General features: G+C 69.6%; 22 protein-coding genes. 13 read left to right on the top strand and 9 right to left on the bottom strand.

The genetic code is table 11. The features are described from left to right. Positions 1-9 precede the first annotated feature (9 nt). A complete protein-coding gene (locus tag AC1DGC_RS02765; RefSeq protein WP_478047165.1) occupies positions 10-672 on the bottom strand; it encodes an energy transducer TonB in 663 nt (220 codons plus the stop codon). 224 nt (positions 673-896) lie between these two features. After that, positions 897-1,631, bottom strand: a complete 735-nt coding sequence (locus tag AC1DGC_RS02760; RefSeq protein WP_259205823.1) for an SIMPL domain-containing protein — start codon at positions 1,629-1,631, stop codon at positions 897-899. 129 nt (positions 1,632-1,760) lie between these two features. Here AC1DGC_RS02760 and AC1DGC_RS02755 point away from each other — a divergent pair, with 129 nt between their 5' ends. Genes AC1DGC_RS02755 through tldD form a run of 4 tightly spaced genes read left to right on the top strand, consistent with a single transcriptional unit; the run spans position 1,761 to position 9,243 of the window. Then, positions 1,761-2,345, top strand: coding sequence for a Maf-like protein (locus AC1DGC_RS02755; protein WP_394160891.1), 585 nt, complete (start codon positions 1,761-1,763; stop codon positions 2,343-2,345). After that, positions 2,338-3,825 carry a ribonuclease G gene (rng, locus tag AC1DGC_RS02750; RefSeq protein WP_259205821.1) on the top strand — a complete coding sequence of 496 codons (1,488 nt, stop codon included), beginning with the start codon at positions 2,338-2,340 and terminating at the stop codon, positions 3,823-3,825. Before AC1DGC_RS02755 ends, rng begins: the two co-directional genes overlap by 8 nt. A gap of 45 nt (positions 3,826-3,870) precedes the next feature. Beyond that, positions 3,871-7,743, top strand: coding sequence for a YhdP family protein (locus tag AC1DGC_RS02745; RefSeq protein WP_478047164.1), 3,873 nt, complete (start codon positions 3,871-3,873; stop codon positions 7,741-7,743). Positions 7,744-7,797: 54 nt separating this feature from the next. Next, positions 7,798-9,243: a metalloprotease TldD gene (gene tldD, locus AC1DGC_RS02740; RefSeq protein ID WP_259205814.1), complete on the top strand. Its 1,446-nt coding sequence runs from the start codon at positions 7,798-7,800 to the stop codon at positions 9,241-9,243. Positions 9,244-9,323: 80 nt separating this feature from the next. On the opposite strand, the gene yjgA is transcribed toward tldD, so the two are convergent. Further along, positions 9,324-9,929 carry a ribosome biogenesis factor YjgA gene (gene yjgA / locus AC1DGC_RS02735; RefSeq protein ID WP_394160886.1) on the bottom strand — a complete coding sequence of 202 codons (606 nt, stop codon included), beginning with the start codon at positions 9,927-9,929 and terminating at the stop codon, positions 9,324-9,326. 68 nt (positions 9,930-9,997) lie between these two features. Between yjgA and pmbA the strand changes: the two genes are divergently transcribed. Next, positions 9,998-11,365, top strand: coding sequence for a metalloprotease PmbA (gene pmbA / locus AC1DGC_RS02730; RefSeq protein WP_259205811.1), 1,368 nt, complete (start codon positions 9,998-10,000; stop codon positions 11,363-11,365). Between the two features lie 76 nt (positions 11,366-11,441). Next, the gene (locus AC1DGC_RS02725) at positions 11,442-11,819 is read left to right on the top strand and encodes a DUF4870 domain-containing protein (RefSeq protein WP_259205809.1); all 378 of its coding nucleotides are present in this window, start codon (positions 11,442-11,444) and stop codon (positions 11,817-11,819) included. A gap of 166 nt (positions 11,820-11,985) precedes the next feature. Here AC1DGC_RS02725 and AC1DGC_RS02720 read toward each other — a convergent pair whose 3' ends face one another. The 5 genes from AC1DGC_RS02720 to AC1DGC_RS02700 all read right to left on the bottom strand — a co-directional run bounded on the left by AC1DGC_RS02720 (position 11,986) and on the right by AC1DGC_RS02700 (position 16,774). After that, on the bottom strand, positions 11,986-12,864 hold the full coding sequence (locus AC1DGC_RS02720; RefSeq protein WP_478047163.1) for a polyprenyl synthetase family protein: 879 nt from the start codon (positions 12,862-12,864) through the stop codon (positions 11,986-11,988). Continuing rightward, complete coding sequence (locus AC1DGC_RS02715) at positions 12,854-13,114, bottom strand: exodeoxyribonuclease VII small subunit (RefSeq protein WP_259205806.1); 261 nt, start codon at positions 13,112-13,114, stop codon at positions 12,854-12,856. The genes AC1DGC_RS02720 and AC1DGC_RS02715 overlap by 11 nt, the downstream gene beginning before the upstream one ends. Before the next feature lie 36 nt (positions 13,115-13,150). Then, positions 13,151-14,437, bottom strand: coding sequence for a tRNA lysidine(34) synthetase TilS (gene tilS / locus AC1DGC_RS02710; protein WP_478047162.1), 1,287 nt, complete (start codon positions 14,435-14,437; stop codon positions 13,151-13,153). Between the two features lie 67 nt (positions 14,438-14,504). Beyond that, positions 14,505-15,065: a WG repeat-containing protein gene (locus AC1DGC_RS02705; protein WP_259205800.1), complete on the bottom strand. Its 561-nt coding sequence runs from the start codon at positions 15,063-15,065 to the stop codon at positions 14,505-14,507. After that, positions 15,065-16,774 carry an alkaline phosphatase gene (locus tag AC1DGC_RS02700; protein WP_478047161.1) on the bottom strand — a complete coding sequence of 570 codons (1,710 nt, stop codon included), beginning with the start codon at positions 16,772-16,774 and terminating at the stop codon, positions 15,065-15,067. The genes AC1DGC_RS02705 and AC1DGC_RS02700 overlap by 1 nt, the downstream gene beginning before the upstream one ends. Positions 16,775-16,923: 149 nt before the next feature. On the opposite strand from AC1DGC_RS02700, the gene AC1DGC_RS02695 reads away from it, so the two are divergent. The 7 genes from AC1DGC_RS02695 to AC1DGC_RS02665 all read left to right on the top strand — a co-directional run bounded on the left by AC1DGC_RS02695 (position 16,924) and on the right by AC1DGC_RS02665 (position 24,197). Then, complete coding sequence (locus AC1DGC_RS02695; RefSeq protein WP_259205796.1) at positions 16,924-18,252, top strand: dicarboxylate/amino acid:cation symporter; 1,329 nt, start codon at positions 16,924-16,926, stop codon at positions 18,250-18,252. Between the two features lie 320 nt (positions 18,253-18,572). Next, positions 18,573-19,103 (top strand): hypothetical protein, encoded by a 531-nt coding sequence (locus tag AC1DGC_RS02690; RefSeq protein ID WP_394160877.1) that lies wholly within the window; start codon positions 18,573-18,575, stop codon positions 19,101-19,103. Further along, entirely contained in the window at positions 19,100-19,732 is a 633-nt protein-coding gene (locus tag AC1DGC_RS02685) for a hypothetical protein (protein ID WP_478047160.1), read from the top strand. Before AC1DGC_RS02690 ends, AC1DGC_RS02685 begins: the two co-directional genes overlap by 4 nt. Before the next feature lie 44 nt (positions 19,733-19,776). Beyond that, entirely contained in the window at positions 19,777-21,243 is a 1,467-nt protein-coding gene (locus AC1DGC_RS02680; RefSeq protein ID WP_259205792.1) for an adhesin, read from the top strand. A gap of 137 nt (positions 21,244-21,380) precedes the next feature. Further along, the gene (locus tag AC1DGC_RS02675; RefSeq protein ID WP_259205791.1) at positions 21,381-22,079 is read left to right on the top strand and encodes a C39 family peptidase; all 699 of its coding nucleotides are present in this window, start codon (positions 21,381-21,383) and stop codon (positions 22,077-22,079) included. Positions 22,080-22,087: 8 nt separating this feature from the next. Further along, complete coding sequence (locus tag AC1DGC_RS02670; RefSeq protein WP_478047159.1) at positions 22,088-22,846, top strand: hypothetical protein; 759 nt, start codon at positions 22,088-22,090, stop codon at positions 22,844-22,846. A gap of 46 nt (positions 22,847-22,892) precedes the next feature. Next, complete coding sequence (locus AC1DGC_RS02665) at positions 22,893-24,197, top strand: hypothetical protein (RefSeq protein WP_449334766.1); 1,305 nt, start codon at positions 22,893-22,895, stop codon at positions 24,195-24,197. Between the two features lie 222 nt (positions 24,198-24,419). Here AC1DGC_RS02665 and AC1DGC_RS02660 read toward each other — a convergent pair whose 3' ends face one another. Continuing rightward, on the bottom strand, positions 24,420-25,757 hold the full coding sequence (locus AC1DGC_RS02660) for a sigma-54 interaction domain-containing protein (RefSeq protein ID WP_478047158.1): 1,338 nt from the start codon (positions 25,755-25,757) through the stop codon (positions 24,420-24,422). Positions 25,758-25,955 lie beyond the last annotated feature (198 nt).

Raw genomic sequence — 25,955 nt, 5'->3', positions numbered from 1 at the left:
TTACCGGGGTCAATCCGGCAGCGAGAAGCTCACCGGGACCAGGCCGTCGGCCGGGACCACCTGGCCATCGACCTTGGCCGGCACGAACCGCCAGTGGCGCAGGACCTGCTGGCGGGCGGCGTTGTCCAGCGCCCGCGAGCCGCTGCTGCGCTCGATCACCACGCTGGAGGCGGTGCCGTCCGGCTCCACCCGGACCCGCAGCAGCACCGTGCCCTGTTCGTGGTTGCGCAGCGCCGTCACCGGGTAGGACGGCGGCGGCGCGCTGCGGTACTGCAGCTGCACGCCTTCACCGGCCGGCGCCGGGCCGGGGGCCGGCGGGGTCAGCGACGGGGTCTGGGTGTCGGCGGCCGGCTGCGGCGGCAGGGCCACGGACACGTCTGCGGTGGCGGTCGGCGGCGGCAGCGGGGCCGGCTGCGGCTTGGTCACGGGGGTGCGGGGCTGGACCTCCTGCGCCACCTTCTCGGGGATCACTGGCGGGGCCGGCGGCGGATCCACCGCCGGCACCAGCAGCCGCACCTCGGTGCGTTCACGGGGCAACGGGGCGGCCACGTAGGCGGCCGGGATCAGCAGCAGCATCAGGGCCAGTACGTGAAGGGCCAGCGCGGTGCTCATGCCGAGCACGCGCGAGGCGTCGATGTGCAGCGGGACTACGGGGGGATGCGTACGGACCATGCTCCACTCTCCTTGCCAGATATGCGGGAACATCCAACGTGCAGGCGCGGCCGATGGGGTTGCAGCAGGTGCAGAAGACGGGGCCGCGCAATGACAGCAATACCGGAGCCGGGCGCGGCCCGGAAGTCAGGGGGGCTGTGGGTGTTTGGCTGGCGCTCAGGTAACGGTGCCAGACGGCACGACGGCGCCCGCAGGCGCCGTCGTCGGGCGTACGCCGGGGCGGCTCAGCGGCCCAGGTCGAACACCACGTCCAGGTTCACCGACACCGACGATTCGCCCGGGGAGACCGGGGTGGACACGTCCGCGGCCATCGGCGCGGCTGCCGCGCGCATCATCACCGGACGGAAGTTGCCACCGCCGTTCTCGGAGATGCTCACGATGCGGCGCACGCGCAGGCCCAGCGACTTGGCGTAGGTCTCGGCACGGGCCTGGGCCTTCTTCAGCGCGGCCAGGCGGGCTTCGTCGTAGACCGGCTCGGGCTGGTCGATCTCGAACTGCGGGCCGTTGATCTGGTTGGCGCCCTGCGCGGCCAGCGCATCGAGCACCTTGCCCAGCTTGGCGATGTCGCGCACCTTCAGGCTGACCGTGTTGCTGGCCTGGTAGCCGGTGATCTTCGGCGGCTCGTTTTCCACGTAGCGGTACTGCGGGTTGAGGTTGACCCCGCTGGTCTGCACGTCACGCTCGGCGATGCCGGCGGCCTTGATCGCGGCCAGCACCTTGACCATCTGCTCGGCGTTCTGGCGCATGGCGCTGTTGCCGTCCACGGCCTGGGTGACCACGCCGGCCGACAGCGTGGCCACGTCCGGCACGCGCTTGGCCTCGGCGTTGGCCGAGATGTTGAGCAGGGTGCTGTCGGCGGCGACGGCAACGGCGGGCTGGGTCTGTGCGTGGGCGGTCATCGAGGTTCCCAGGGCGAGGGACAGGGCAAGCAGCAGCGGGGACAAAGACGGGCGGCGCATGTGGATCTCCTTGTGAAGGCGGCAGGGTGGTGTCGGGGCGATGAACGCGTCGTGAGGTTTGACGGGGTCGATCACGATTCGGTCGTGTTGCTCGCGATTCAGACAGTGGGCTCAGGTTATGCTTCCTCGATGCTTTATCTTGCCTCTCGATCTCCCCGACGAACCCAACTGCTGGCGCGCCTGGACCGACCGTTCCGCGCGCTGGACCTTGAGGTGCCCGAAGTCCGTGCGGCCGGCGAATCGGCGACCGACTATGTGCAGCGGGTTGCCGCGGACAAGGCGCGGGCCGGGCTGGCATCGGTCCTGGCCACCGATCCGGAGGCCGTGGTGCTGGGCTCGGACACCGAGGTGGTGCTGGATGGCCGGGTGTTCGGCAAGCCGGTCGATGCCGCCGACGCCGCGGCCATGCTACGCGCGCTGGCCGGGCGCACCCACCAGGTGATGACCGCGGTGGCGCTGGTTGGCCAGGGGCGCGAGGACGGGGTGCTGGTGGTCTCGGAGGTGAGCTTCATCGACATCGATGCGTCCGCGATCGCCGCCTACGTGGCCAGCGGCGAACCGATGGGCAAGGCGGGCGCCTACGCCATCCAGGGCGGCGCCGAACGTTACATCCGCCACCTGGCGGGAAGCTATTCGGGTGTGATGGGATTGCCCCTGCAACAGACCGAGCAGTTGCTGCAGACGTTTGAACTGAAGGGAGTCGCCCATGTCTGAAGAAATCCTGGTCAATGTCACCCCACGGGAAACCCGGGTCGCCGTCATCGAGAACGGCATGTTGCAGGAATTGCACATCGAACGCGGCTGGCGCCGCGGCGTGGTCGGCAACATCTACAAGGGCAAGGTGCAGCGGGTGATGCCGGGCATGCAGGCCGCGTTCGTCGAGGTCGGGCTGGAGCGCGCCGCGTTCCTGCACGCCAACGACGTGATCCGCCCGGCCCCGGTGGCCAGCCCGGATACCGAAGGCACCACCCTGCCGCCGCCGTCCTCGGTGCCGATCGTGGAGCTGCTGCGCGACGGCCAGGACATCGTGGTGCAGGTGGTCAAGGACCCGATCGGGACCAAGGGCGCGCGCCTGACCACCCAGATCAGCATCCCCTCCCGTTACATGGTGCTGCTGCCGCAGTCCAAGGTGGTGGGCGTTTCGGCGCGGATCGAGGACGAGGCCGAACGGGCCCGGCTGAAGGCGCTGGTGACCGAACTGTCGGCCCAGCACGGCGGCTACGGCTACATCGTGCGCACCAACGCCGAGGGCCAGCCGGCCGAGGCGATCGCCGAGGACGTGGCCTACCTGTCGCGGGTCTGGAACGTGGTCGAGCGGCGCGGCCGCGATGCGGCCCCGCTCAGCGTGATCTATGAAGACCTGAGCCTGCCGCTGCGTTCGGTGCGCGACCTGATCCGCAAGGACGTGGACAAGGTCAAGGTGGACTCCAAGGAGACCTTCAACCAGCTGCAGGCGTTCGTGGCCAAGTACATGCCGGTGCTGGCCGAGAAGCTGGAGCTGTACAGCGGCGACCGCCCGATCTTCGACATGTTCGGGGTGGAGGACGAGATCGGCCGCGCGCTGGACAAGCAGGTGCCGCTCAAGTCCGGTGGCTACCTGGTGATCGACCAGACCGAGGCGATGACCACGATCGACGTGAACACCGGTTCGTTCCTGGGCCAGCGCAACCTCGAGGAAACGGTGTTCCGCACCAACCTGGAGGCGGCGCAGGCGGTGGCGCGGCAGCTGCGGCTGCGCAACCTCGGCGGCATCATCATCATCGACTTCATCGACATGGACGACGCCGAGCACCGGCGCCAGGTGCTGCGCACGCTGGAAAAGGCGCTGGCGCGCGACCATGCCAAGACCACCGTGTACGACTTCTCGCCGCTGGGCCTGGTCGAGATGACCCGCAAGCGCACCGTGGAAAGCCTGGAGCGGCAGCTGTCCGAGCCGTGCCCGGAGTGCAGCGGACGCGGCTCGATCAAGACCGCCGAGACGGTCACCTACGAGATCTTCCGCGAGATCACCCGCGCCGTGCGCCAGTTCGATGCGGCCCGCCTGCTGGTGATCGCCTCGTCCAAGGTAGTGGCGCGGATCACCGACGAGGAATCCTCGGCGGTGGCCGAACTGGAGGAATTCCTCGGCAAGTCGATCCGTTTCCAGGCCGACGAGCAGTACCTGCAGGAGCAGTTCGATGTCGTGCTGCTCTGACCATCGCACGCTGGCGCGCTCGCGCGCCGATGCGTCCGCGGCGCGATGAGCACGCCGCTTCGACTGCGACTGCGAAGGATTCGCCGCCATGCCGTGTATGCGATGGCGATCGTGCTGGTGTGCGTGGCGCTGCTGGTGGGCACGGTCAGCCAGCTGCTGCCGTTTGCCGAGCGCCACCCGGACAAGGTGGCGGCCTGGCTGAGCGCGCGCGCCGGCCAGCCGGTGCGTTTCGACCACCTGGATACCGCCTGGACCCGGCGCGGTCCGTTGCTCCAGCTCACCGGGCTGCGCGTCGGTGCAGGCCAGGGCATCGCCATCGGCGAGGCCGAAGTGCTGGTATCGATGTATGCCGGGCTGCTGCCCGGGCATTCGCTGACCGAGCTGCGCCTGCGCGGGCTGGCCCTGGTCCTGCAGCGGGCCGACGATGGCCGCTGGTCGGTGCGCGGCATGCCCGAAGCGGGCAGCGGCGACCCGCTCGATGCGCTGCGCCGGCTGGGCGAGTTGCAGGTGATCGGCGGCAGCCTGCGCGTGGATGCGCCCTCGCTGGGCCTGCAGACCGCGCTGCCGCGCATCGACCTGCGCCTGCGGGTGAACGGCCAGCGCCTGCGCGTGGGCGCCCGGGCCTGGGCGGACGAGACGGGCATGCCACTGACCGCGGTCCTGGATTTCGATCGCACCCACGGCGATGGCCAGGCCTGGCTGTCGGCCGACCCCGCCGACTTCCGCGCCTGGTCGGCGCTGTTGCGCTTCGCCGGAGTGTCGCTGCAGCAGGGCAGTGGCGAGTTGAATGCCTGGGTGGACCTGCGCGACCACCGCCCGGTGATGGTCACTGCCGATGCCGACCTGCGCGACCTGCGGTTGCGCGGTGCGCCGCTGGCCGATGGCAAGCGCCCCGAGCTCACCCTGGATACGCTGCAGCTGCGCGCGCGCTGGCGCTGGGTGCAGGGCGGCTGGCGCGCCGATGCGCCGCTGCTGCGCATCGGCCTGGCCGGCAACGGCGAGGTCCAGCGCCTGGATGGGCTGCTCATCGCCGGTGGCCAGCACATGGCGCTGGCCGGTGACAATATCGATGCCACCGCGCTGCTGCGCGGACTGGCGCTTAGCGACCGGGTCGACCCCGGGCTGCGCGAGTGGCTGCAACGCGCCGCCCCGCACGCGCGCATGACCCAGGTGCGGGTGGCCGGCGAACGCGATGGTGCGCTGTCCATCCAGGGCGAGCTGGCCGATATCGGCTTTGCCCCGTCCGGGCATGCGCCGGGCCTGAGCGGGCTGGGCGGCCACTTCAGCGGCGACGCCGATGGGTTCGCGCTGGACCTGCAGCCGGGCCATGTGATGCATTTCGACTGGCCCAGTGGCTTCGGCGCGCGCCACGACGTGCGCCTGGCCGGGCAGTTGGTCGGCTGGCGCGACGAAGCCGGTGGCTGGCGCTTCGGTACCCCGGCACTGCGCGTGCAGGGCACCGACTACGCCGCCGACGTGCGCGGCAACGTGTGGTTCCAGGGCGACGGCACGCGGCCATGGCTGCAGCTGGCCGCGCGCATCGACGACGTGCCGATGACCGCGGCCAAGCGCTTCTGGATCCACTCGCAGATGAGCAAGGGCGCCACCGACTGGCTCGACGCCGCGCTGGTCTCCGGGCAGGTGCGCGGCGGTATCGGCCTGGTCAGCGGCGACCTGGATGACTGGCCCTTCGACCGCAACAACGGGCGCTTCGAGGCCACCGGGCATATCAGCAACGGCACCATCCGCTTCCAGCGCGACTGGCCGGCGATGGGCAAGGTGGACGCGGACATCGCCTTCATCGGCCCCGGTTTCGAGCTGCACGGCAGTGGCGATCTGGCCGGCGTGCCGGTCAACCATTTCGACGCCGGCATCGTCGATTTCGGCCAGACCCCGCTGTACGTCAAGGCCACGACCCAGGCCGAGTCCGGCGCGCTGCTGGCCATGCTCAAGCAGAGCCCGCTGCATGCCACCTATGCCGATACTCTGGACAACCTCACCGCCAAGGGCCCGGCCAAGGTGGGCTTCGACCTGCTGCAGCCCATGCATGCGGGCCAACCCGGCGGCCACCTGCAGGGCACGGTCGACCTGGAGGGCGTGGCGCTGACCGAGAAGCGCTTCGCGCTGGCCTTCGATGCGATGCGCGGCCAGGCCCGCTACAGCCGTGACGGGTTCGATGCCGACAAGTTGAGCGTGCGCCACCTGGGCCAGGAGGGGCAGCTCAGCCTGCGTGCCGGCGGCTACGTGCGCGATCCGCAGCAGGCGTTCGAGTCCGAGCTGGGCGCAGCCATGGACGCCGGCCTGCTGCTCGACCGCGCGCCGGAATTGAACTGGCTCAAGCCCTATATCCAGGGCACCTCGCGCTGGACGATCGGGGTGACCCTGCCCAAGGTTGCCGTTGGCGCCAAGACCGAACCGCCCACGCTGCTGACCCTGCACTCGGACCTGGTGGGCACCCGCCTGGACCTGCCGGCGCCGCTGGACAAGGCCGCCACCGTGCCGCTGGCGACCACCGTCAACGCGCAGCTGCCGATGGGCAGCGGCCGGGTCGACGTGGCCTTTGGCCAGCGCCTGGCGCTGGCCGCGCGTACCCACAACAACCAGACCGGCGTGCAGGTCACCCTCGGCAGCGACCGGGTGGACCGCGACCCGCCGGGCAGCGGGCTGGCCGTCAACGGCCGCAGCGGTTCACTGGATGCCCTGGAATGGATCGCGCTTGCCCGCGGCCCCGACGGTGGCGGTGACAAGGACCCGATGCCACTGCGCCAGGTGGACGTGCAGGTCGGGCAACTGCTGCTGGCCGGCGGCGTGTTCGCGCAGACCCGCCTGCAGTTGCGGCCCACGCCATCGTCGGTGGAGGTGCGCCTGGACGGGCCGTCGCTGGCCGGCACGCTGAGCGTGCCCAATGCCGACGGCGGCACCATCGTGGGCAAGCTCAGCCGGGTGCACTGGCAGTCACTGCCGACCCCGACCAGGGTGCCGGCCGATGGCAGCCTGATCGCACTGCCCAGTGATGCCGCGCTGCCGGCGCGGGTGCAGGCCAGCGCCAACGACACCAACCCGGCGAAGATCCCGCCACTGGCCCTGGACATCGAGGACCTGCAGTTCGGCAAGGCCCGGTTGGGCCAGGCGGTACTGCGCACGCGCCCGTTCGGCAACGGCCTGAGCGTGGACCAGCTGCAGTTCCGTGCCCCCAAGCAGGCGATCGACATCCAGGGCCGCTGGCTGGGCATGGGCGATGCCGCCCGCACCCAGGTCAGCGTCGATGTGAAGAGCGAGGACCTGGGCGGGCTGATGCAGAACCTGGACTACGGCGGCCAGCTGCGCGGTGGCCAGGGCCAGATCACGCTGGACGCCGGCTGGCAGGGCGGTCCGTCCGACTTCCAGCTGGGGGCGCTGCAGGGCCACATGCAGGTCACGGCGCGCAACGGCCAGTTGCTGGAGCTGGAGCCCGGGGCGGGCCGCGTCCTCGGCCTGCTCAGCGTGACCCAGCTGCCGCGCCGGTTGATGTTCGACTTCCGCGATTTCTTCTCCAAGGGCTTCGCGTTCAACCAGGTCGACGGCGCGCTGGCGTTCGGCAACGGCATGGCCACCACCGACAAGGTGCTGATCGAAGGGCCGGCCGCCAACATCAGCATCCGCGGCCAGACCGACCTGCGCCGCCAGCAGTTCGACCAGACCATCGACGTGAACCCGCGCTCGGGCAACCTGCTCACCGTGGTCGGCGCGGTGGCCGGCGGCCCGGTGGGCGCGGCGGTGGGCGCGGCCGCCAATGCGGTGCTGGGCAAGCCGCTCGGCGCGATCGGCGCCAAGACCTATCGGGTCACCGGGCCGTGGGCCGAGCCCAAGGTCGAGGTGATCGACCGTGACGATGCGCCGCCGCGCAGCCCGCCGGCGGCCCCACCTCCGGTACGCTGACCCCCTTTCCCGCGCCCGGGTTGCGATAGCCGCCGGCGCCCTCAGATAGATGACATGACCGATAACGCACTGACCCTCGCCAACGACCGCCTGCTCCTGCCCGCCGGGCTGGATGCCGGCAGCCTGGAACGCACCTTCGGCACCTTGCTGGGGCCGGGGATCGATTTTGGTGACCTGTATTTCCAGCACGCCCGGCGCGAAAGCTGGAGCGTGGAAGACGGCATCGTCAAGGACGGTGCGCATTCGATCGAGCAGGGCGTGGGCGTGCGCGCCATTGCCGGGGAGAAGACCGGCTTCGCCTATTCCGACGACATCCACCGCGATGCCCTGCTGGCCGCGGCACAGTCGGCACGCGCGATCTCCCGCGAGGGCGGGGCGCAGCAGGCACGCTCGCTGGTGCGCGGCAACGCGCGCGCGCTGTACCCGGCGCTGGACCCGATCGACGGCATGGGCAATGAGGCCAAGGTCGAGGTGCTCAAGCGCCTGGACCGCTACCTGCGTGCTGCCGACCCGCGCGTGCAGCAGGTGATGGTGAGCCTGTCCGGCGGCGTGGACACGGTGCTGATCGCCCGCAGCGACGGCGTGCTGGCCGGCGACATCCGCCCGTTGGTGCGGCTCAACGTGCAGGTGATCGTGGAACAGCACGGCCGCCGCGAGTCCGGCTACTCCGGCGGTGGTGGCCGTTTCAGCTATGCCGAACTGTTCGCCGACGACCGGCCCGAACGCTTCGCCCGCGAGGCGCTGCGCCAGGCGCTGGTCAACCTGGAGGCGATCCCGGCCCCGGCCGGCGTGATGACCGTGGTGCTTGGCCCGGGCTGGCCCGGTGTACTGCTGCATGAAGCGGTCGGCCATGGCCTGGAGGGCGACTTCAACCGCAAGGGCACCAGCGTGTATGCCGGCCGCATCGGCGAGCGGGTGGCCGCCCCGGGCGTGACCATCGTCGACGACGGCACCCTGGACGGGCGCCGTGGCTCGCTCAACATCGATGACGAGGGCCATCCGACCCAGTGCACCACGCTGATCGAGGACGGCATCCTGGTCGGCTACATGCAGGATTCGCTCAACGCGCGGCTGATGGGCGTTGCCCCGACCGGCAACGGCCGGCGGGAGTCGTTCGCGCACATGACCATGCCGCGCATGACCAACACCTACATGCGTGCCGGCCAGCACGATCCGGAAGAAATGATCCGCTCGGTGAAGAAGGGCCTGTACGCCGTCAACTTCGGTGGCGGCCAGGTCGACATCACCAGCGGCAAGTACGTGTTCTCGGCCACCGAGGCCTACCTGATCGAGGACGGCCGGGTCACCGCGCCGGTGAAGGGCGCGACCCTGATCGGCAATGGTCCGGAGACCATGCAGAAGGTGCGCATGATCGGCAACGACCTGGCCCTGGACGAGGGCGTGGGCGTCTGCGGCAAGGATGGCCAGAGCGTGCCGGTCGGCGTGGGCCAGCCCTCGCTGCTGATCGACGGCATCACCGTGGGCGGCACCCAGGCCTGAGCCGGGCGATGGACCTGCCCGCACTGCACGCCCCTGCGGCCGCCAGCCAGGTGCTGGCGCAGCCGCGTGGGCGGCCGGGCTCAGTCGTCGGCGACGTCGTCGGTGTCGGTGTCGGCCGGCGCGTCGAGCGCGTCGTCGGCGGCGTTCAGCCCCTCCAGGCCCAGCGCGGCGGGCAGCAACAGGGTGCGCAGCGTCTGGTAGATCTCGCGGTAGGCGCGCGGCGGCTTGTTTTTCGCCTTCTCGGCCTGGGCGTTGCGGACCAGCGTGCGCAGCTGCTGGCGATCGGCGTGCGGGTACTCGTCCAGCAGCGCGCCCAGCGCCTTGTCGCCGTCCTTGAGCAGGCGCTCGCGCCAGTCTTCCACGCGGTGCATGGCGGCCACTTCGCGTCGCGAGGTTTCGCTGTTGGCATCGAGCGCGTCGCGGATCGCATCCAGCACGGCATCGTCTTCGCGGCGCATGTGCTTGGCCAGGAACGCCAGCTGGCGCTTGTGGGCGATGTGCGCGGTGATGCGCTTGGCCTCGGCGATGTGCGGCAGCAGGTCCTCCGGGACCGGCACGCGGGCCAGCTGGGCCGCCGTCAGCGACACCAGCTTCTCGCCGAGGGCCAGCACGTCCAGGGCATCCCGGCGGTTCTGGCTGCGGCTGATATCAAGGAATTCACCGGTTTCTTCGTCGCGTCCGCGCATCGTCTTATTTCCACATCCAGAACTGTGCCCGGCGTCGCGCCAGGCACTCACCCGTACAGGATAAAGCATTGAACGTGATCTCCCCTGAAGTGACCCCGGCCGACGACAGCCTGCAGCGCCTGGAGCAGCTGGCCGACATCTCCCAGCGCCTGCTGGAACGGGCCCGTGCGCTGGGCGCCAGCCAGGCCGAGGTGAGCTGCAGCGACGAGCGCGGGCTGGACGTGAACGTGCGCCTGGGCGAGGTCGAGACGGTCGAATCCACCCGCGATCGCGGCATTGCGGTGACCGTGTTCTTCGGCCAACGCAAGGGCAGCGCCAGTACCGCCGACCTGCAGGATGCCAGCCTCGAATCGACCGTGGCCCAGGCCTGCGCGATCGCCCGGCACACCGAGGACGACGCCGCCGCCGGGCTGGCCGAGGCCGCGCTGATGGCCCGTGAGTTCCCGGATCTGGACAGCTGGCACCCCTGGGCGCTGGCCGCCGATCACGCGCTGGACCTGGCGCTGGCCTGTGAAGCGGCCGGGCGCGAGGCCGACGGCCGGATCAGCAACTCCGATGGCGCCTCGGCCGCCACCTCGCAGAGCCTGTCGGTGTATGCCAACTCGCACGGGTTCATCGGCCGCGAGCGCAGCAGCCACCATTCGATCGGTTGCGCGCTCATCGCCGGGCAGGGCGACGGCATGCAGCGCGACGGCTGGTACAGCAGCGCGCTGGCGCGGCAGGACCTGGAGTCGCCCGAGGCGATCGGCCGGCGTGCCGCCGAGCGCACCGTGGCCCGGCTGCAGCCGCGCTCGATGGCGACCGCGCAGATGCCGGTGCTGTTCTCCCCGGAGGTGGCGCGCTCGTTGATCGGCCACCTGCTCGGCGCGGTGTCCGGCGGCGCGCTGTACCGGCGCGCCAGTTTCCTGCTCGACAGCGTGGGCACGCAGCTGTTCCCGGACTGGTTCCAGATCGATGAGCAGCCGCTGCTGCGCCGCGGCCTGCGCTCGTCGGCCTTCGACGGCGACGGCGTGGCCACGCGCAATGCGCCGTTGATCACCGACGGCACGCTGCAGCGCTACATCCTGGGCAGCTACTCGGCGCGCAAGCTGGGCCTGGTCACCACCGGCAACGCCGGCGGCGTGCACAACCTCAAGGTCGCGGCCAACGCCGGCGACCTGGTCGCGATCGCCGCGCAGATGGGCGACGGCCTGCTGGTCACCGAGCTGATGGGCCAGGGCGTCAACGGCGTCACCGGCGACTACTCGCGCGGGGCCGGCGGCTTCCGCGTGGAAAACGGCCAGATCAGCTATCCGGTGGACGGCATCACCATCGCCGGCAACCTCAAGGACATGTTCGCCGCCATCGAGGCGGTGGGCAGCGACGTGGACCGCCGCTCGCATGTGCAGGTCGGTTCGATCCTGGTAGGACGAATGACCGTTGCCGGTAACGATTGACGTATTCTATTGGGGCTGCCCAGGCAGGCGGGGAGCCTGCCATGCACCACCCACATAACGCACAAGGAGTTTCCACGTGAGCGATTTCGATAACGTCACCGTACCGCCGCCGGCACCGGCGGGCGATGCCCCGGCCGACCAGCGCACCCTGTCCCTGGTGGCCCACCTGCTCGGCATCTTCACCGGCTTCATCGGTGCGCTGATCATCTGGCTGGTCAACAAGGATGACCCGCAGAAGGGCTTCGTCACCGACCAGGCCAAGGAAGCGCTGAACTTCCAGATCACCGTGGCGATCGCCTACATCGTCTCGACCATCCTGGTGGTGGTGATGATCGGGGCGCTGCTGCTGACCCTGGTGTGGATCGCCAACCTGGTGCTGTGCATCCTGGCCGCGGTCAAGGCCAACAACGGTGAAGCGTATCGCTACCCGTTTACCCTGCGCCTGATCAAGTAAACCACGCGCAGTGGTGATGCAGAACGCCCGGGATTCCCGGGCGTTTTTTTTTGCTGGCGATGGGGGCCGGGGATGCGCCCGGGCGTGCGGTGCTGGATGCACTGCCGCGCGGCACGGGGACCGATGCCCGCCATGGACGCCGGTCCACGCAGCGCGTGGAGGCGGTTCAGTGATCGCGTTCCACCGCCAACCGCCCCAACGCACGCAGTGCATCGGCGCGTTCGTCGTAGCCGGCCAGGCTGTCGTGCATGCGCTCGCTCAGCGCGGCCAGTTCGGCCTTGGCCCCGTCCATGCCGAGCAGGGCGGGGAAGGTGGACTTGGCTTGGGCCTGGTCCTTGCCGGCGGTCTTGCCCAGCTGTTCGGAACTGGCTTCCACGTCGAGGATGTCATCGCGGACCTGGAAGGCCAGGCCCAGCGCGCTGGCGAAGTCGTCCAACTGCAGCAGGTCGGACTGCGGTGCCTCGCCGCACAGCGCACCCATGCGCACCGCCGCACGGATCAGCGCACCGGTCTTGAGCGCGTGCATGCGCTGCAGCGCGTCCAGGCCTTGCGCGTGGCCGGTGGCGTCGATATCCAGTGCCTGGCCGCCGCACATCCCGGCGGCGCCGGAGGCATGGGTGAGCGCCTGCAGGCAGTGCACGCGCAGCAGCGCCGGCAGCGCCGCGTCGGCCAGCAGGCTGAACGCGCGGGTCTGCAGCGCATCGCCGGCGAGGATGGCGGTGGCTTCGTCGAAGGCGACGTGGGTGGTGGGCCGGCCACGACGCAGCGCGTCGTCGTCCATGGCCGGCAGGTCGTCATGCACCAGCGAATAGGCATGGACCAGCTCCACCGCCATGGCCGGTGCATCCAGCGCATGTTCGTCGGCACCGAACACCTGCCCGCTGGCGTACACCAGCAGCGGCCGCATGCGCTTGCCGCCGCCGAGCACGGCGTAACGCATCGCCTGGTGCAGGCGTTGCGGGGCGTGTTCGGGGGAGGGCAGGCTGGCGTCGAGCTGGCTTTCGATGCGGTCGCGCCAACGCGCGAACGTGGACTCAACCATCATGGCCGGGCGGATCGAACGGTTCGGCGGTATCGGGGCGGGCCGGATCGCTGAGCAGGCGCACGCGCAGTTCGGCCTGCTCCAGCGCCTGCTGGCACTGGCGGTACAGGCCGACGCCGCGCTCGTAGGCGCTGAGCGATTGCTCCAGGCTCAGGTCGCCGGCTTCCATCTTCTCCACCAGGTGTTCCAGTTCTTCCAGCGACTGCTCGAAGTGGGCGACCGGGGAGGCTTCGTTGGGGGACTTCTTGGGCATGGGGCAAGTGTGAGCCGCCAATCCGGCGGGGTCAATTCAGGCCGCGCCCGGGGTCCAGCGCAACTGCGCATCGTGTTCATCCAGCCAGTGCTGCAGCGGCGCGGCGACGATCCGGTCGCCCGCGGCCATCAACACCTCGCCGTCGAACAACAACGGCAACTGGCGGCGCTGCCAGGGCGGCAGGCCGCGTTGTTGCAGCAGGTCCTTGAGCGCGTGCGAATGGCTGCGCCCGGGAAGCTGGATGCGTTCGCCACCGCGGCGCGCGCTGACCTGCAACGGGGTGGCCAGGCGGTGCGCGCCCAGCAGTTCCAGCTGCCCGCCATCGGGCAGGGCCAACGGCGCGCGCCCATCCCAGTGCACGCTCCAGTGCGGCGGCAAGGCCAGCGTGGCCGAGAGCAGGTGCAGCTCGCCGCGCCAGCGGCGGATGCGCGCGCCCTGCCAGGCGAACTGGGCATCGGCATCGTGTGCGGCCGGCAACAGCTCGCGTTCGATCGCCTCCACGCCGGCGGCCGGCAGCGGGGGCAGGCCGCAGTTGCGCACCCATTGGCGCAGCAGGCGGGCCCGGCGTTCGCGCGGCAGTCGCAGCAGCCGCACGCTGTCGAGCACGCCGGGCACGACGCTGCAGCGGCGCAGTGCTTCCTGGTCCGACACGTCCAGCAACTGCTGCGCCTGCGCGCACAGGGCGGCGCTGCGTGCGAAGGCGGCATCGGCCTGCGGCCAGCGTTGCTGCAGCAGCGGCAGCACGTGCAGGCGCAGGAAATTGCGGTCGGCCGCGTCGCTGGCATTGCTGGGGTCGTCGACCCACTGCAGCGCCTGCGACTGCGCATAGGCCAGCAGCGCCGCGCGCGGCACCTGCAGCAGCGGTCGCCACACCGTACCGGTGGCAAACGGCGCCTCGCTGCGGATCGCGGCCAGCCCATCCACGCCGGACCCGCGCAGGGCGCGCAGCAGGAAGGTCTCGGCCTGGTCATCGCGGTGATGGGCCAGGGCCAGCTGTTCATCCGGGCGCAGGGCGCGGGCGAATGCATCGCGGCGGGCATGCCGCGCGGCCGCTTCCAGGCCGTGGCCGCTGTCGCGGGCCACGTCGACGCCGATCACCTGCAGTTCGATCTTCCAGGCCGTGCAGATCGCCTGGCAGTGCTGCGCCCACGCGTCGGCGGCCGGTTGCAGGCCGTGGTGGACGTGCACCGCCCGCACGCCTGCATCGCGCTGGGCCGGCGACTGGGCCAGCCAATGCAGCAGCACGGTGGAATCGAGTCCACCACTGAAGCCCACCAGGACCGGGCGGGGCGCAGCAGACAGGTTGGGTAATGGCGACGACATCGGTTCGGGCAGGCTCGGGCAGGGAGGCAGTATCGACGCTGCGGGCCAGGCTCGCCACGCACGGGGATCAGGGAGTGGGCGGTTCGGGCACGCGGATGCCCTGGCGATTGATATGGAACCAGTGGCCGCCTTCCACCGGCGTGTGGCCCTCGCCGTCAGGCGTGCCGGGGCGGCACCCCTCGCAGACCTGGGCAATGCCATCGGCGAAGGGCCAGGCAAAGTCGAACGTGGCCGGGAAGGCCTGTTCAAGCGCGGGGGTGAAGTAGCCGACGCGTGGGCCGATGCGGCCCCGCAGCAGCCCCTCTTCGACGTAGTCCGGCCCGCTGTCCCAGGTCAGGACGGCCTGGGTGCGGCCGGCACGGGTGACGTAATGAAAGCTGTCGGCGGCGTACACCGCCGCCAGTCCGTCGGCATCGTAAGGGAGGTCGGGCAGGACGTCCGCGGCGATCCGGGGCGCGCCGTCGACCACCTCGCAGCCGGGCAACGGCCACAGCCCGTGTTCCTCGGTGAGGACCCGGCAGGCCGGGCCCTGGGCCAGCGCGTGGCCGGTGCTGGCCAGTCCGGCCATCAACAGCAGGAACCGCACGTGGCGGCCCCTGCTGCGGGCGGCGGAGAGCCGGGCCGGCATCAGTTGGCGTCGGCCTTGCGCTCGAACGCCTTCGGTGTGGGCAGGTCCACCGGCACGCCCTTGGCGTCGCAGGTACCGGCCTCGCACAGGCGCTGGCGCAGGCGCGGGGTGGCCTGCACGATCATGTGGTAGATCGTGTTCTGTTCCATGGTGCCGCGGATGGCTTTGCTGCCCGGGCCACGTGCCCAGATGCCGACGTCTTCGCCGCCATGGGTTTCACTCTTGGTCGGTACCAGCGCTTCCTGCATGTAATCGGGGTGCTCGGTGTCCACGTGGCTCAGGTCCGGTCGGCCGGCGGCCGGATCGAAGCTGCTCGGGTTGTGCGGGTACACCTTCGGGCCGGCCGGCTGCTGGTTGGTGGCGCCGGTATAGCCGGGGCCGTTGGCATAGCTGAGCGTGGTGTAGGGCAGGCCGAGGCCGTCGCGGGCCACGTCCAGGCCGCCCACGCCGTCTTCGCCGCCCTTGTCCTTGACCTTGCCCAGGATCGGGTTGCCGCGGGCCGGGTAGCCGACGAAGTTCAGGGTGTGCGAGTGGTCGGCGGTGACGATGATCAGGGTGTCCTGGTCGGAGGTCGCCTCGACGGCCGCGCGCACGGCATCGGACAGGGCCACGGTGTCGCTGAGGGCGCGGTAGGCGTTGCCGCTGTGGTTGGCATGGTCGATGCGGGCGCCCTCGACCATCAGCACGTAGCCTTCCTTGTGCCGGGACAGGGTGTTGATGGCGGCCTTGGTCAGCTCGGCCAGGCTGGGTTCGCCGGACGGGTCGTCCTTGCGCTCGATCTCGTAACGCATGTGGTCCGGCTCGAACAGGCCCAGCAGCGCCGGGGCATTGCGCGCGGCCTGCAGCTGCTTGGCGTTCCAGACATAGGCGCCCTGCGGGTGGGCCTGCTGCCATTCGGTGACCAGGCTGCGCCCGTCCAGGCGCTGGCCGACCTTGTCGTCATACTCGGGATCGCGCTCTTCCACCGTGGTGAATTCACCGCGGCCGCCGCCCAGGGCGACCAGCGGGCCCCGGCCATAGCGCGCGGTGGACAGCAGCTGCTGGGCGATGTCAGTGCAGCCGGCGGCCTTGGCGGCCTCGGGCACGTCGGTGTCGTTTTCCCAGTTGCGCTCCGGCGAGTGCGCGTAGGTGGCCGCCGGGGTGGCGTGGGTCAGGCGCGCGGTGGACACGATGCCGGTGGCCATGTGCGCGCTGTCGGCCAGCTGCAGCCAGGTCAGCAGGCCCTTGTTCAAGCTGTCGGCGCAGTCGTTGCGGGTGCCGGCACTGACGCCGATGGCGCCCATGTGGGTCTTCACGCCGGTGGTGATGGCGGTCATGGTGCCGGCCGAGTCGGGGGTCTGCGAATCGGTGTTGTAGGTCTTGCTGAACGCCGTGGCCGGGAAGCGCTCCCAGGACAGCAGGTTCTCCTCGCCCGGATTGCCGTTGCGCTGGCCCTCGAAGATGCGCGCGGCCGCCACGGTGGTCAGGCTCATGCCGTCACCGAGGAACAGGATGACGTTTTTGGCCTTGCCGTCCATGGCGCCGCTGCCGGCGGCGCGGGCGGCGCCGCTGCGGTACCACCATTGCGGGGTTTCACCCGCCGGATGGGCGATGGCGGGGACATCGACGGCGATCGCGCCGGGGGTACGGGCCGCGGGGGAGGTGCTGGCGCACGCGCCCAGCAACAGGGTGGCGGCGACGGCGGTCACCAGGCAGGTGGTACGGGACATGGACGCGCGTATCTCACATGTGAAACGGGCGTTCATTATGCAGAACCCTGCAAGGCACGCCGATGACACGCTGATTTTCCGTGCGCGCCTCGTTCCCGCGGCCCGGTTGGGCTAATGTGGCGAGCTGTCGAATTCTCTCTGGAAGGCTCATGAAGCTGGTGTCTGCGTGGTTGCGGATCCCGTTCTGGCAACGCGTGCTGGGTGGCTTCGTGCTCGGCGCGCTGGCCGGCTGGCTGCTGGGGCCGGCGGCGGAACTCTGGTTCGGCCCGTTGGGCGAGCTGTACGTGACGCTGATCAAGATGATCGCGGTGCCGCTGGTGTTCTTCGCGGTGATCAACGCGATCTCCTCGCTGCACGGCCAGAAATCGGTGGCCGCGCTGGGCGGGCGCACGTTCCTGTGGTTCATCATCACCGCCGCGCTGGCGGTATGCGTGGGGCTGGCGGTCGGCACGATCATGCAGCCGGGCACCGGCAACCTGAGCCTGAGCATGGACCACGGCTACACCCCGCGCGAAGTGCCGAGCGTGGTCAAGGTGCTGATGGACGTGGTGCCCTCCAACGTGTTCTACGCGCTGACCGGGATCGGCACGCGGGTCAATGCGGCCGGCGAGACGGTCCTGGCGGCCGGGCGCGGGTCGATCCTGCCGGTGATCTTCTTCGCGGGCCTGCTGGGCTTTGCGATGGTGAAGCTGGGCGACAAGGTGGCCGAGGCGCGCAAGCTGACCGGGCAGATGAGCGACATCATGATCCAGGTGACGCGCTTCGTGCTGGAGATGACCCCGCTCGGGACGTTCGGCCTGATCGCCGGGCTGGTGGGCAGCTACGGTTTCGAGAAGCTGCTGCCGCTGGGCAATTTCGTGCTGGCGCTGTACGTGGCCTGCGCGCTGCACATCGTGGTGGTGTACGGCAGTCTGCTGCTGGCGCATGGCCTGAACCCGCTGAAGTTCTTCCGTGGTGCGGCCCCGGGCATGCAGGTGGCGTTCGTGAGTTCGTCCAGCTTTGCCGCGATGCCGGCGGCGATGCGCTCGATCACCCACAACCTGGGCGTGAACAAGGACTATGCCTCGTTCGCGGTGCCGCTGGGGGCGAGCATCAAGATGGACGGTTGCGGGGCGATCTACCCGGCGCTGTGCGCGGTGTTCATCGCGCAGTACACCGGCGTGCCGCTGACCCCGGAACAGTACATCGTGGTGTTGATCGCCTCGGTGCTGGGCAGTTTCGGCACCGCGGGCGTGCCGGGCACGGCGGTGGTGATGGCCACGGTGGTGCTGAGCGCGGCCAACCTGCCGCTGGAGACCATCGGCTACCTGTATGCGATCGACCGCATCCTGGACATGATGCGCACCATGACCAACGTGACCGGGCAGATGCTGGTGCCGGTGCTGGTGGCAAAGGAAACCGGGCTGCTGGACAAGGCGGTCTACGACAACCCGTCCACCAACCTGGGCGTGGACGAACTGGAGGAGCGGTCGTCCTGACCCGCCCGCCGGGGTCGTGTCGAAAAAGCCCGCGGATGCGGGCTTTTTCGTGCGCGGCCGGCACCCGTCACCGAGCTGAGCAGGCACTGTAACGGCTGTATCAGCCGGTGTAACAGCGCTGATACACCGCGCTGCATGCCAGCAACGACGGGCCTGTCGGCGTCGCCACGGCTTGTTCAGCGGTGGGTGTTGCCAACGAATCTGTAACATCGTGCCCGCCGCGCGACCCGCCGTGGTGCCGCCAGCCCCCGTGTTTGCTGGGTTCTGCCACTTGGCACGAATGCTGCGTCACCCCTCCGCATGTTTCGAAGGAGGGCGCCATGGACAGCGTAGTCGCACACCGCATTCGCCACACCGGCCTCTGGCTGATGGCCGTCGTACTGACGGCACCGGTCGCCGCGCACGCCTCGGGTGCGCGCCAGGGCGTCAAGGCGCAGCCGGGTGAAATCGTGCTGCTGCGCGATGTCTCGACCCGGCCCGCCTATCGGCCCGCGCCGCCCGGCATGGCGCTCATCGCCGATCCCTCGCCCAAGCGTGAGGTGGGCCAGGCGCTGGGCACCTCGACCGGCATGGATGAGCTGAGCGAGGACGACTATGCCGCGCTCGGCTCCAACACCGGCAGTGGCGTCGGCCACGCACAGACCACCATCGAGCGGGTGACCGGCAACACGGTCAACTCGACCCTGGGCAAGGTCACCGACAGCGGCATGTTGTCCGGCGGCCAGTTCAGCAATGCCATCGGCGGCCCGATGGGCGCGGTGACCGGTGCCACCCGCGGCATCGGCGACCAGGTACGCGGTGCGCTGGCGCAGTTCCCGCTCGGCCAACCCGCGGGCGGGCCCGGCAAATGAACCGCTGGCCACGCCTGGCAGTGCTGGCCCTGGTGCTGTCATCGCCGCTGCATGCGCAGCAGGCCGATGACTACGCGGCCATGCTGTCCTACCTCAATACCAGCCGCATCGACGGCCGTGCGCTGTCCGGCGCCGACGGTGCGATCACCGTCAACATGACCGCCGGCGACCTCAACCAGCAGGCCAACCTGCTCGGGATCGCCAATGGCCAGACCGCCTACATCACCGTCGATGCACGCCAGCGGCAGGCCGGCAACCAGGTGCTGTCCGACGGCGCGATGCATGCCAGCGCGAGCATCGGCGGGCAGGCACTGAACGGCGCCAGCGGCGTCGCCATGATCAACCAGGCCAGCGGCACCGGCAACGCGACGCGCAACGTCGTCACTGCCACGCTGGCGCAACAGGGCATACGCGAGTCGAACGACGAGGCCTTGGCCGCGTCGGGGGCGCTCGCGTCAGCAGGGGGGCAGGGGGCCGTCAACCGCGGTCGGCCGGCCGGAACCCGCAGCGTGGCGGTGGAAGGCACCGCGCTGCAGGGCTTCGACGGCGTCCTGCAACTCAATCAGATCGCGGGATCCGGCAACGCCACCGCAAACCAACTGAGCATCTCGGTGCAGTCCACCCCGTGAGTAGTCACATCCACCCGATTGTCTGTGATGAGAGAGAGGGCACCATGAACACCACCATGCACCGTACCGTATTGGCCATTGCGATCGCAGCCGCGTCCGCATCGGTCGCCGCGCAGGACAACCAGAACCAGAGCGCGTTCATCAACCACCTGCACAACGTGGTTGAAACCCGCACCAACCTCAACACCAACGTCGATACCGATGTCGATACGAACATCGACACCAACATCGAGACCAATACGCGCAACGACAACGATTCGCGTACCTGGAACCGCACCTGGAACAACACCCGCAACAACAACACCACCAGCAACACCACTACCACCAACAACAGCACCACCAACAGCAGCGTGACCCGTACCCGTGACGTGACCGTCAACGAGAACGTCAACAAGACCAGCAACATCCAGGCCGACGAGCGCCAGGAAAAGAACAACCACGGCGTCGATGTGAACCTTGAAAAGGACATGCGCCTGAGTTCGGACGTGAACTTCTCGGGCGACCCGGAAATCACCGGCTCGATCGACCTCGACTCGGCCGCCATCGCGATCATCGACAACCGCCAGTCGATCACCGACAACGCCGCCGCCAACAGCCTGGTGACCAACAGCGCCTCGATCGCCGATGACGTCGGTTCCGATGCCTCGGGCAACCTCGGCTTCAACGTCGCCGCCGGCGACAACAATGCCCAGGACAACGCCGCGTCGCTGTCCGCGGCCGATGCCTCCTTCAGCTTCGGCATGGCCGACGCCGAGGTGTTCGTCAACCAGTACGGCGCCGGCAACACCACCCTCAACTCCGGCGTGACCAATGCCGCGGGCCTGGGCGGCAATGCCTTCAGCAACGCGTCCGGCAACATCGGGGCCAACGTCGCCTCGGGCAACAACAACGAGCAGAAGAACGCGCTCGCCGCGTCGGTGGCCACCAGCGCCTATGCCACCTCGAGCATCAGCTCCAACCAGGTCTCCACCGGCAACGCGGTCAGCAACGCAGGCTACCTGCGCTCGATGACCGACACCGTCGATGTGAGCCTGCGTGGTCGCGTCGCCGGCGGCACGCTGGCCTTCGGTGCCGGCACCTACAGCGGCAGCGGCAACGCCTACCAGAAGGACAACTACTACCTGGATAGCTGGAGTGGTGAACTCGACCATCCGAGTGGCAACGCAACCGGCCACATCGACATGGACAACGAGATCCAGAACGCAACCCCCAACCCGAACCGGGAAGGCGTGGGCGGTATCGCCTTCGATACCGATGAAAGTGGCACCAGCCGGTTCGTCGAACTGGGCGTGGCCGACCTGTATGCCAGCCTGAGCGGCACCGTGTCCACCACCCGTTGGGTGAACGTGGATGCGACCAATACCGCGGCGTTGTCCGGCAGTGCGTTCTCCGGCGCCTCCGGCAACATCGGGGTGAACGTGGCCGCCGGCACCGGCAACCTGCAGGCCAACAGCCTGGCCCTGGCGGTTGCCCAGCCCTCCACCGGGGGCGGTGGCGGCACCGGCGAGTAACACGTTGTCCGTTTTCGCAAGCAGTACGCGTTGAGCGCAACAAACCCGGCCATCCGCCAATGGCCGGGCCCCCGGGGGCCCCTGTCCCATTCTCCCCCTTTGGGGCAGGGGCTCCCTCCTTTTCCGGAGCCAAGCCGATGTGGAAGCACGCACTGTGCGGGTCCTTGATGTTGCTGATGCTGCCGTCCGGCGCCGCGCGCGCCGGCGATATCGGCTTCAGCGGCGTACTGCCCAACGGCGCGGTGCTCACCCAGCGCGTGGAGAGCATGCAGGAACGGCGCTTCCGCAACGTGGTGCGGCAACACACCGACTACAGCTGTGGCGCGGCGGCGCTGGCCACCATCCTGCGTTACGCCTACCACCTGGAGGCGGACGAAGGCACGGTGATCGAAGGCATGATGGGGGTCTCGGACCCGCAACTGGTCCACCAGCGCGGTTTCTCGCTGCTGGACATCAAGCGTTACGTGGAATCGATGGGCATGCGTGGACGCGGCTACCGCGTCAACGAAGAGCGCCTGCGCTCGCTGCGCGTGCCCGGGCTGGTGTTGATGGATGTGCGGGGCTTCCGCCACTTCGTGGTCCTCAAGCAGGTCCGTGACGACGTGGTCGACGTGGCCGACCCGATCCTGGGCAACCGCAGCATTCCGGTCAGCGAATTTCTCCAGGCGTGGCCGTCGCGGGCCGTCTTTGTCGTGATCGGCAGTGATTTCGATCGCAACACGGTGCTGCTGCAGCCCGGTGAACGGCCCAGTGCACGTTCGCTGTACGCCCGGCAGGGGCCGATCACCGACGCGGAGTTGGTGGACTTCGGCTTTACCCATGCCGACTTGTTCTAGGAGGCACCATGAATATCGCGAAATGGACGCACGGCGTACTGCTGCTCACCCTGCTGGGCGCCGCACCGCTGCATGCGCAGGAAGGACGGCCCGGCAAGGGCCTGAGCGAGATCCCGGATCCGGAACTGAACCTGATGCGCGGCCGCTATACGGTCAACGGCAGCAGCGTGGCCTGGTTCGGGGTGACCATGATCACCCAGTGGAACAGCGGTGGGCAGGCCGCGCGCAGCGCGCTCACCCTGGGCATGGATTTCAGCCAGGGCGGCACGCCCAAGGTCAGCTTCACCCCGTCCGTGACGGTCACCGCCGCCGACGCTCCCTTGCCGGTGACCCCCGGCCGCAGCATCGACGCCAGTGGCCTGCAGAACGTGGCCGGGCTTACCCAGAGCATCCAGGTGGCCGGCGACGGCAACGTGGCCAGCAACACCACCCACCTCACCGTGCGTGACGGCCAGGCGCCGGCACCCGGCAGCGAGGGCCAGCACCTGGCCAGCGTGCAGCAGGGCGGGGTGAGCGCGGTGGCGCAACTGGACGGCAACAACGCCCGGGTCCAGCTGCAGATCGAGGGCGTGGGCGCGGTACAGCAGTGGATCCGCAACGGCAGCGTCGGGCAGAGCATCGCCATCGGCAGTGATGGCCAGGCGGCAAGCAATCGCATGCAGATCGATCTTGTCCGCCAGTCCTTGGCCAACAACGTCCCGCTCAGCCAGAACGTGGCCCAGGCGATGACGCTGGTACGGGGTGTGGGCATGGGACCCGGCCAGTAACGGCACGGCGGGGTGGGGGCGTGACAACACAAGGCAGGCCAAGGCAATGCAGACCACGATTCGAGCAACCCCGCTGGCGCTGGCGGCGCTGGCACTGATGGCGGCCGCCGGCGCGCAGGCGCAGGCCGCACCGGCCGACGAAGCCGACGTCAAGGCGCTGATCACGCAACTGGAAACACTCAAGGCCAACTACGCCCAGGAGGTGCGCCGCCTGCGCGAACTGGACATGCAGGTGCAGGCCATGCAGGCGCGCCTGAGCGGCAAGACCGCGCCGGTGGCCGGTGCGGCTGGTGCACCGCCGCCGCTGCCCGCCGGCACCCCGGCCGCGGCGCCCAGCGCCGATGGCTATGCCAGCAGCGCCGCCGAGGCGCAGGAAGCCAAGCAGGCCTCGCGGCGCAGCGTGGACGACGTCAAACAGCAGCAGGCCGCGTTGTTCAGCCGCCGCTTCACCATCGAAAACAGCCTCACCTACGCGCGCTATGACCGCAAGCAGGTCACCCTCAACGGCTTCCTGGCGCTGGATGCGATCTTCCTGGGCAACATCGCCATCGAGAACGTCGAGTCGGACACGCTCACCTACAACCTCGCCGCGCGCTGGGGCGTGAGCCCACGGCTGACGCTGAACCTGGACGTGCCCTACCTGGCACGCAAGACCGTGTTCCAGAAGGGCGGCGCCGGCGGCTCGGCCGCGGCCATCGCGCAGGAGGAGACCACCGGCAACGGCATCGGCGATGTCGGCCTGAGCGGCAACTACCGGCTGTTCGCCGAGCACGGCCGCTGGCCGGAGACGGTGCTTACCGTCGGCGCCACCGCGCCGACCGGGCGCGCGCCCTACGGCGTGGACTGGAAGGTGCTCGAGCGCGACGACGATGATTTCATCCGCTTCGCGGTGCCCGAGCAGCAGCCCACCGGCAACGGGGTGTGGCAGGCCAACGTCGGCCTGTCGGCGGTGAAGACCGCCGACCCGGCGATCCTGTTCGCCAACCTTGGCTACATCCATTCCTTCGCGCGCAGCTTCGATGACCTGGATGCCAATCCGGACACGGTCAACCCGGGCGAGGTGAAGCTGGGCGGTTCGTACTACTTCGGCGCCGGCGTGGCCTTCGCGTTCAACGAGCGCACCAGCCTGAGCATTTCCTTCAGCGACAAGTTGAGCCGCCGTGCCTCCACGCGCTACCGCAACGGGCAGTGGCTCAAGGTGATCGGCAGCGACGCCAATGCCGGCACGCTCAACCTCGGCATTACCTACGCGCTCAACCGCAATACGACGCTGGTGAGCATGCTCGGCATCGGCCTGACCCCGGACGCGCCGGACTTCACGTTGGCCTTCAAGGTGCCGTACATGCTGTGAGCGGAGGCGCTCCATGCATGTGCGGATGCGCATCCCACTCGAACCCTGCGCCTTCGGCGCGCGACCTCCCGTTCCGGGAGGTCCACGCATACCGTCCTGAACCCCGCGCCGTCGGCGCGCGCCCTTCAACAAGAGGCGGGCTGCTGGTCTGATGCAGTTGGGCAATGACGCCGAGGGAGAGGGAGCACCGCCCCGGTGCCCGGGCCGTGTTGTTGGTCTGGCTCAGCGTAGTTCCGGGAGGGCCAGCTGGTGCTTGCGGCAGAGGCGATAGACGGTGACGCGTGAGACCTGCATGTGGCGGGCGCAGGCGGCGATGTTGAAGTCGTTCTGGCGCAGGGCGCGCAGCAGGGTTTCGCGTTCGGCGACCTGGCGTGCGTCATGCAGCATCTTCTGCGGCATCGCCCTCTGCGCCGGGACCAGCTCGAGGTCGGCCGCGCCGATCAGCTCGCCGTCGGCGACGATCGCCGCGCGCTGCACGCGGTTGAGCAGTTCGCGCACGTTGCCCGGCCAGTTGAAGCGCTCCATGGCGAGGGTGGCGTCGCTGCTGAAACCGCGCGCGCGGGTCACGTGGCGGTCGCGGAAGCTGGCCAGGAAGTGGTGGGCCAGCAGCATGATGTCGCTGCCACGGTCGCGCAGGGCGGGCATCGGCAGGCGCAGTACGTTGAGCCGGTAGAACAGGTCGCGGCGGAACTGGCCGCGCTCCACCGCCTGTTCCAGGTCGACATGGGTGGCCGCCAGCACGCGCACGTCCACCGCCAGCGGTCGGTTGCTGCCGACCCGCTCGACGGTGCCTTCCTGCAGCACGCGCAGCAGGTTGGTCTGCACATCCAGCGGCAGGTCGCCGATTTCATCGAGGAATACGGTGCCGCCGTTGGCCGTTTCGAACAGGCCCAGGCGGCGGCTGGCCGCGCCGGTGAAGGCGCCGCGCTCGTGGCCAAACAGTTCCGACTGCACCAGCGCGGCCGGGATCGCCCCGCAGTTGACCGCCAGGAAGGGCCGGGCGTGGCGTGGCGACAGGGCATGCAGCGCCTGCGCGGCCAGCTCCTTGCCGGTGCCGGTCTCGCCGGTGATCAATACCGGCAGCTCGACGGGGGCGAATTTGCGGATCGCGCCGCGTGCCACCTGCAGCACGGCGCTGTCACCGATCAGGTGTTGTGGGCCGTGGGCAACCGGCGTCTGCGGATCGCCGGCCAGTTGCTGCAGGCGCTGCACGATGCAGCCCAGCGCCACCGGTGCGGTCCAGGTCTCCACGCAAGCCGCCAGCAGCGGCTGCAAGGCCGCCGGGATGGCGCCGCCGCCGGCAGGCAGGATGGCCAGCAGCTTCATGTGGCGGTGCTCGACGAGCAGCGCCTGCAGCCGCGCCAGGTTGGCCGGCACGATGCTGCGCAGGTCCAGCAGCCCGACCACCTGGTCGCTGCCGCGCATGCCGATGGCCACGCAGTCGTCCGTGGCCACGCTGCGTACCTGCCAGCCTGCAGCCGCCAGGGCCACGCGCTCGCTTGCCTGGGGCTGCCCAAACCAGATCACACACCGGGCCGGAAAAACGGGGACTGCCGCCATGCGTCACCTTGTCGACGAAGAGCATGGGCGGAGTCCGATGCGGGTCCGGAAGCCTTGGACGTGCCGCCCCACGTCCGGGTCCGTGGCCTGCCCGGTGGGACCGGCAGGCACTTGGTTCTGCTGTCACTGCTGAAACGATATGAGGGACAACGCGGGTTGGGGGCGGCAGCGGCCATGGCGAGGCGGCCAGGCGGGGCG

This window comes from Stenotrophomonas sp. 05N37, from assembly GCF_056397365.1.
The sequence above is the reverse complement of the archived record's forward strand: the minus strand, read 5'-3'. Positions and strand labels throughout refer to the sequence as shown.

Excerpts from the sequence above, each read along its gene's own strand:
- AC1DGC_RS02765 (WP_478047165.1), bottom strand. The coding sequence starts at position 672 with ATGGTCCGTACGCATCCCCCCGTAGTCCCGCTGCACATCGACGCCTCG.
- AC1DGC_RS02760 (WP_259205823.1), bottom strand. The coding sequence starts at position 1,631 with ATGCGCCGCCCGTCTTTGTCCCCGCTGCTGCTTGCCCTGTCCCTCGCC.
- AC1DGC_RS02755 (WP_394160891.1), top strand. The coding sequence starts at position 1,761 with ATGCTTTATCTTGCCTCTCGATCTCCCCGACGAACCCAACTGCTGGCG.
- rng (WP_259205821.1), top strand. The coding sequence starts at position 2,338 with ATGTCTGAAGAAATCCTGGTCAATGTCACCCCACGGGAAACCCGGGTC.
- AC1DGC_RS02745 (WP_478047164.1), top strand. The coding sequence starts at position 3,871 with ATGAGCACGCCGCTTCGACTGCGACTGCGAAGGATTCGCCGCCATGCC.
- tldD (WP_259205814.1), top strand. The coding sequence starts at position 7,798 with ATGACCGATAACGCACTGACCCTCGCCAACGACCGCCTGCTCCTGCCC.
- yjgA (WP_394160886.1), bottom strand. The coding sequence starts at position 9,929 with ATGCGCGGACGCGACGAAGAAACCGGTGAATTCCTTGATATCAGCCGC.
- AC1DGC_RS02720 (WP_478047163.1), bottom strand. The coding sequence starts at position 12,864 with ATGATGGTTGAGTCCACGTTCGCGCGTTGGCGCGACCGCATCGAAAGC.
- AC1DGC_RS02715 (WP_259205806.1), bottom strand. The coding sequence starts at position 13,114 with ATGCCCAAGAAGTCCCCCAACGAAGCCTCCCCGGTCGCCCACTTCGAG.
- tilS (WP_478047162.1), bottom strand. The coding sequence starts at position 14,437 with ATGTCGTCGCCATTACCCAACCTGTCTGCTGCGCCCCGCCCGGTCCTG.
- AC1DGC_RS02705 (WP_259205800.1), bottom strand. The coding sequence starts at position 15,065 with ATGCCGGCCCGGCTCTCCGCCGCCCGCAGCAGGGGCCGCCACGTGCGG.
- AC1DGC_RS02700 (WP_478047161.1), bottom strand. The coding sequence starts at position 16,774 with ATGTCCCGTACCACCTGCCTGGTGACCGCCGTCGCCGCCACCCTGTTG.
- AC1DGC_RS02695 (WP_259205796.1), top strand. The coding sequence starts at position 16,924 with ATGAAGCTGGTGTCTGCGTGGTTGCGGATCCCGTTCTGGCAACGCGTG.
- AC1DGC_RS02690 (WP_394160877.1), top strand. The coding sequence starts at position 18,573 with ATGGACAGCGTAGTCGCACACCGCATTCGCCACACCGGCCTCTGGCTG.
- AC1DGC_RS02685 (WP_478047160.1), top strand. The coding sequence starts at position 19,100 with ATGAACCGCTGGCCACGCCTGGCAGTGCTGGCCCTGGTGCTGTCATCG.
- AC1DGC_RS02680 (WP_259205792.1), top strand. The coding sequence starts at position 19,777 with ATGAACACCACCATGCACCGTACCGTATTGGCCATTGCGATCGCAGCC.
- AC1DGC_RS02675 (WP_259205791.1), top strand. The coding sequence starts at position 21,381 with ATGTGGAAGCACGCACTGTGCGGGTCCTTGATGTTGCTGATGCTGCCG.
- AC1DGC_RS02670 (WP_478047159.1), top strand. The coding sequence starts at position 22,088 with ATGAATATCGCGAAATGGACGCACGGCGTACTGCTGCTCACCCTGCTG.
- AC1DGC_RS02665 (WP_449334766.1), top strand. The coding sequence starts at position 22,893 with ATGCAGACCACGATTCGAGCAACCCCGCTGGCGCTGGCGGCGCTGGCA.
- AC1DGC_RS02660 (WP_478047158.1), bottom strand. The coding sequence starts at position 25,757 with ATGGCGGCAGTCCCCGTTTTTCCGGCCCGGTGTGTGATCTGGTTTGGG.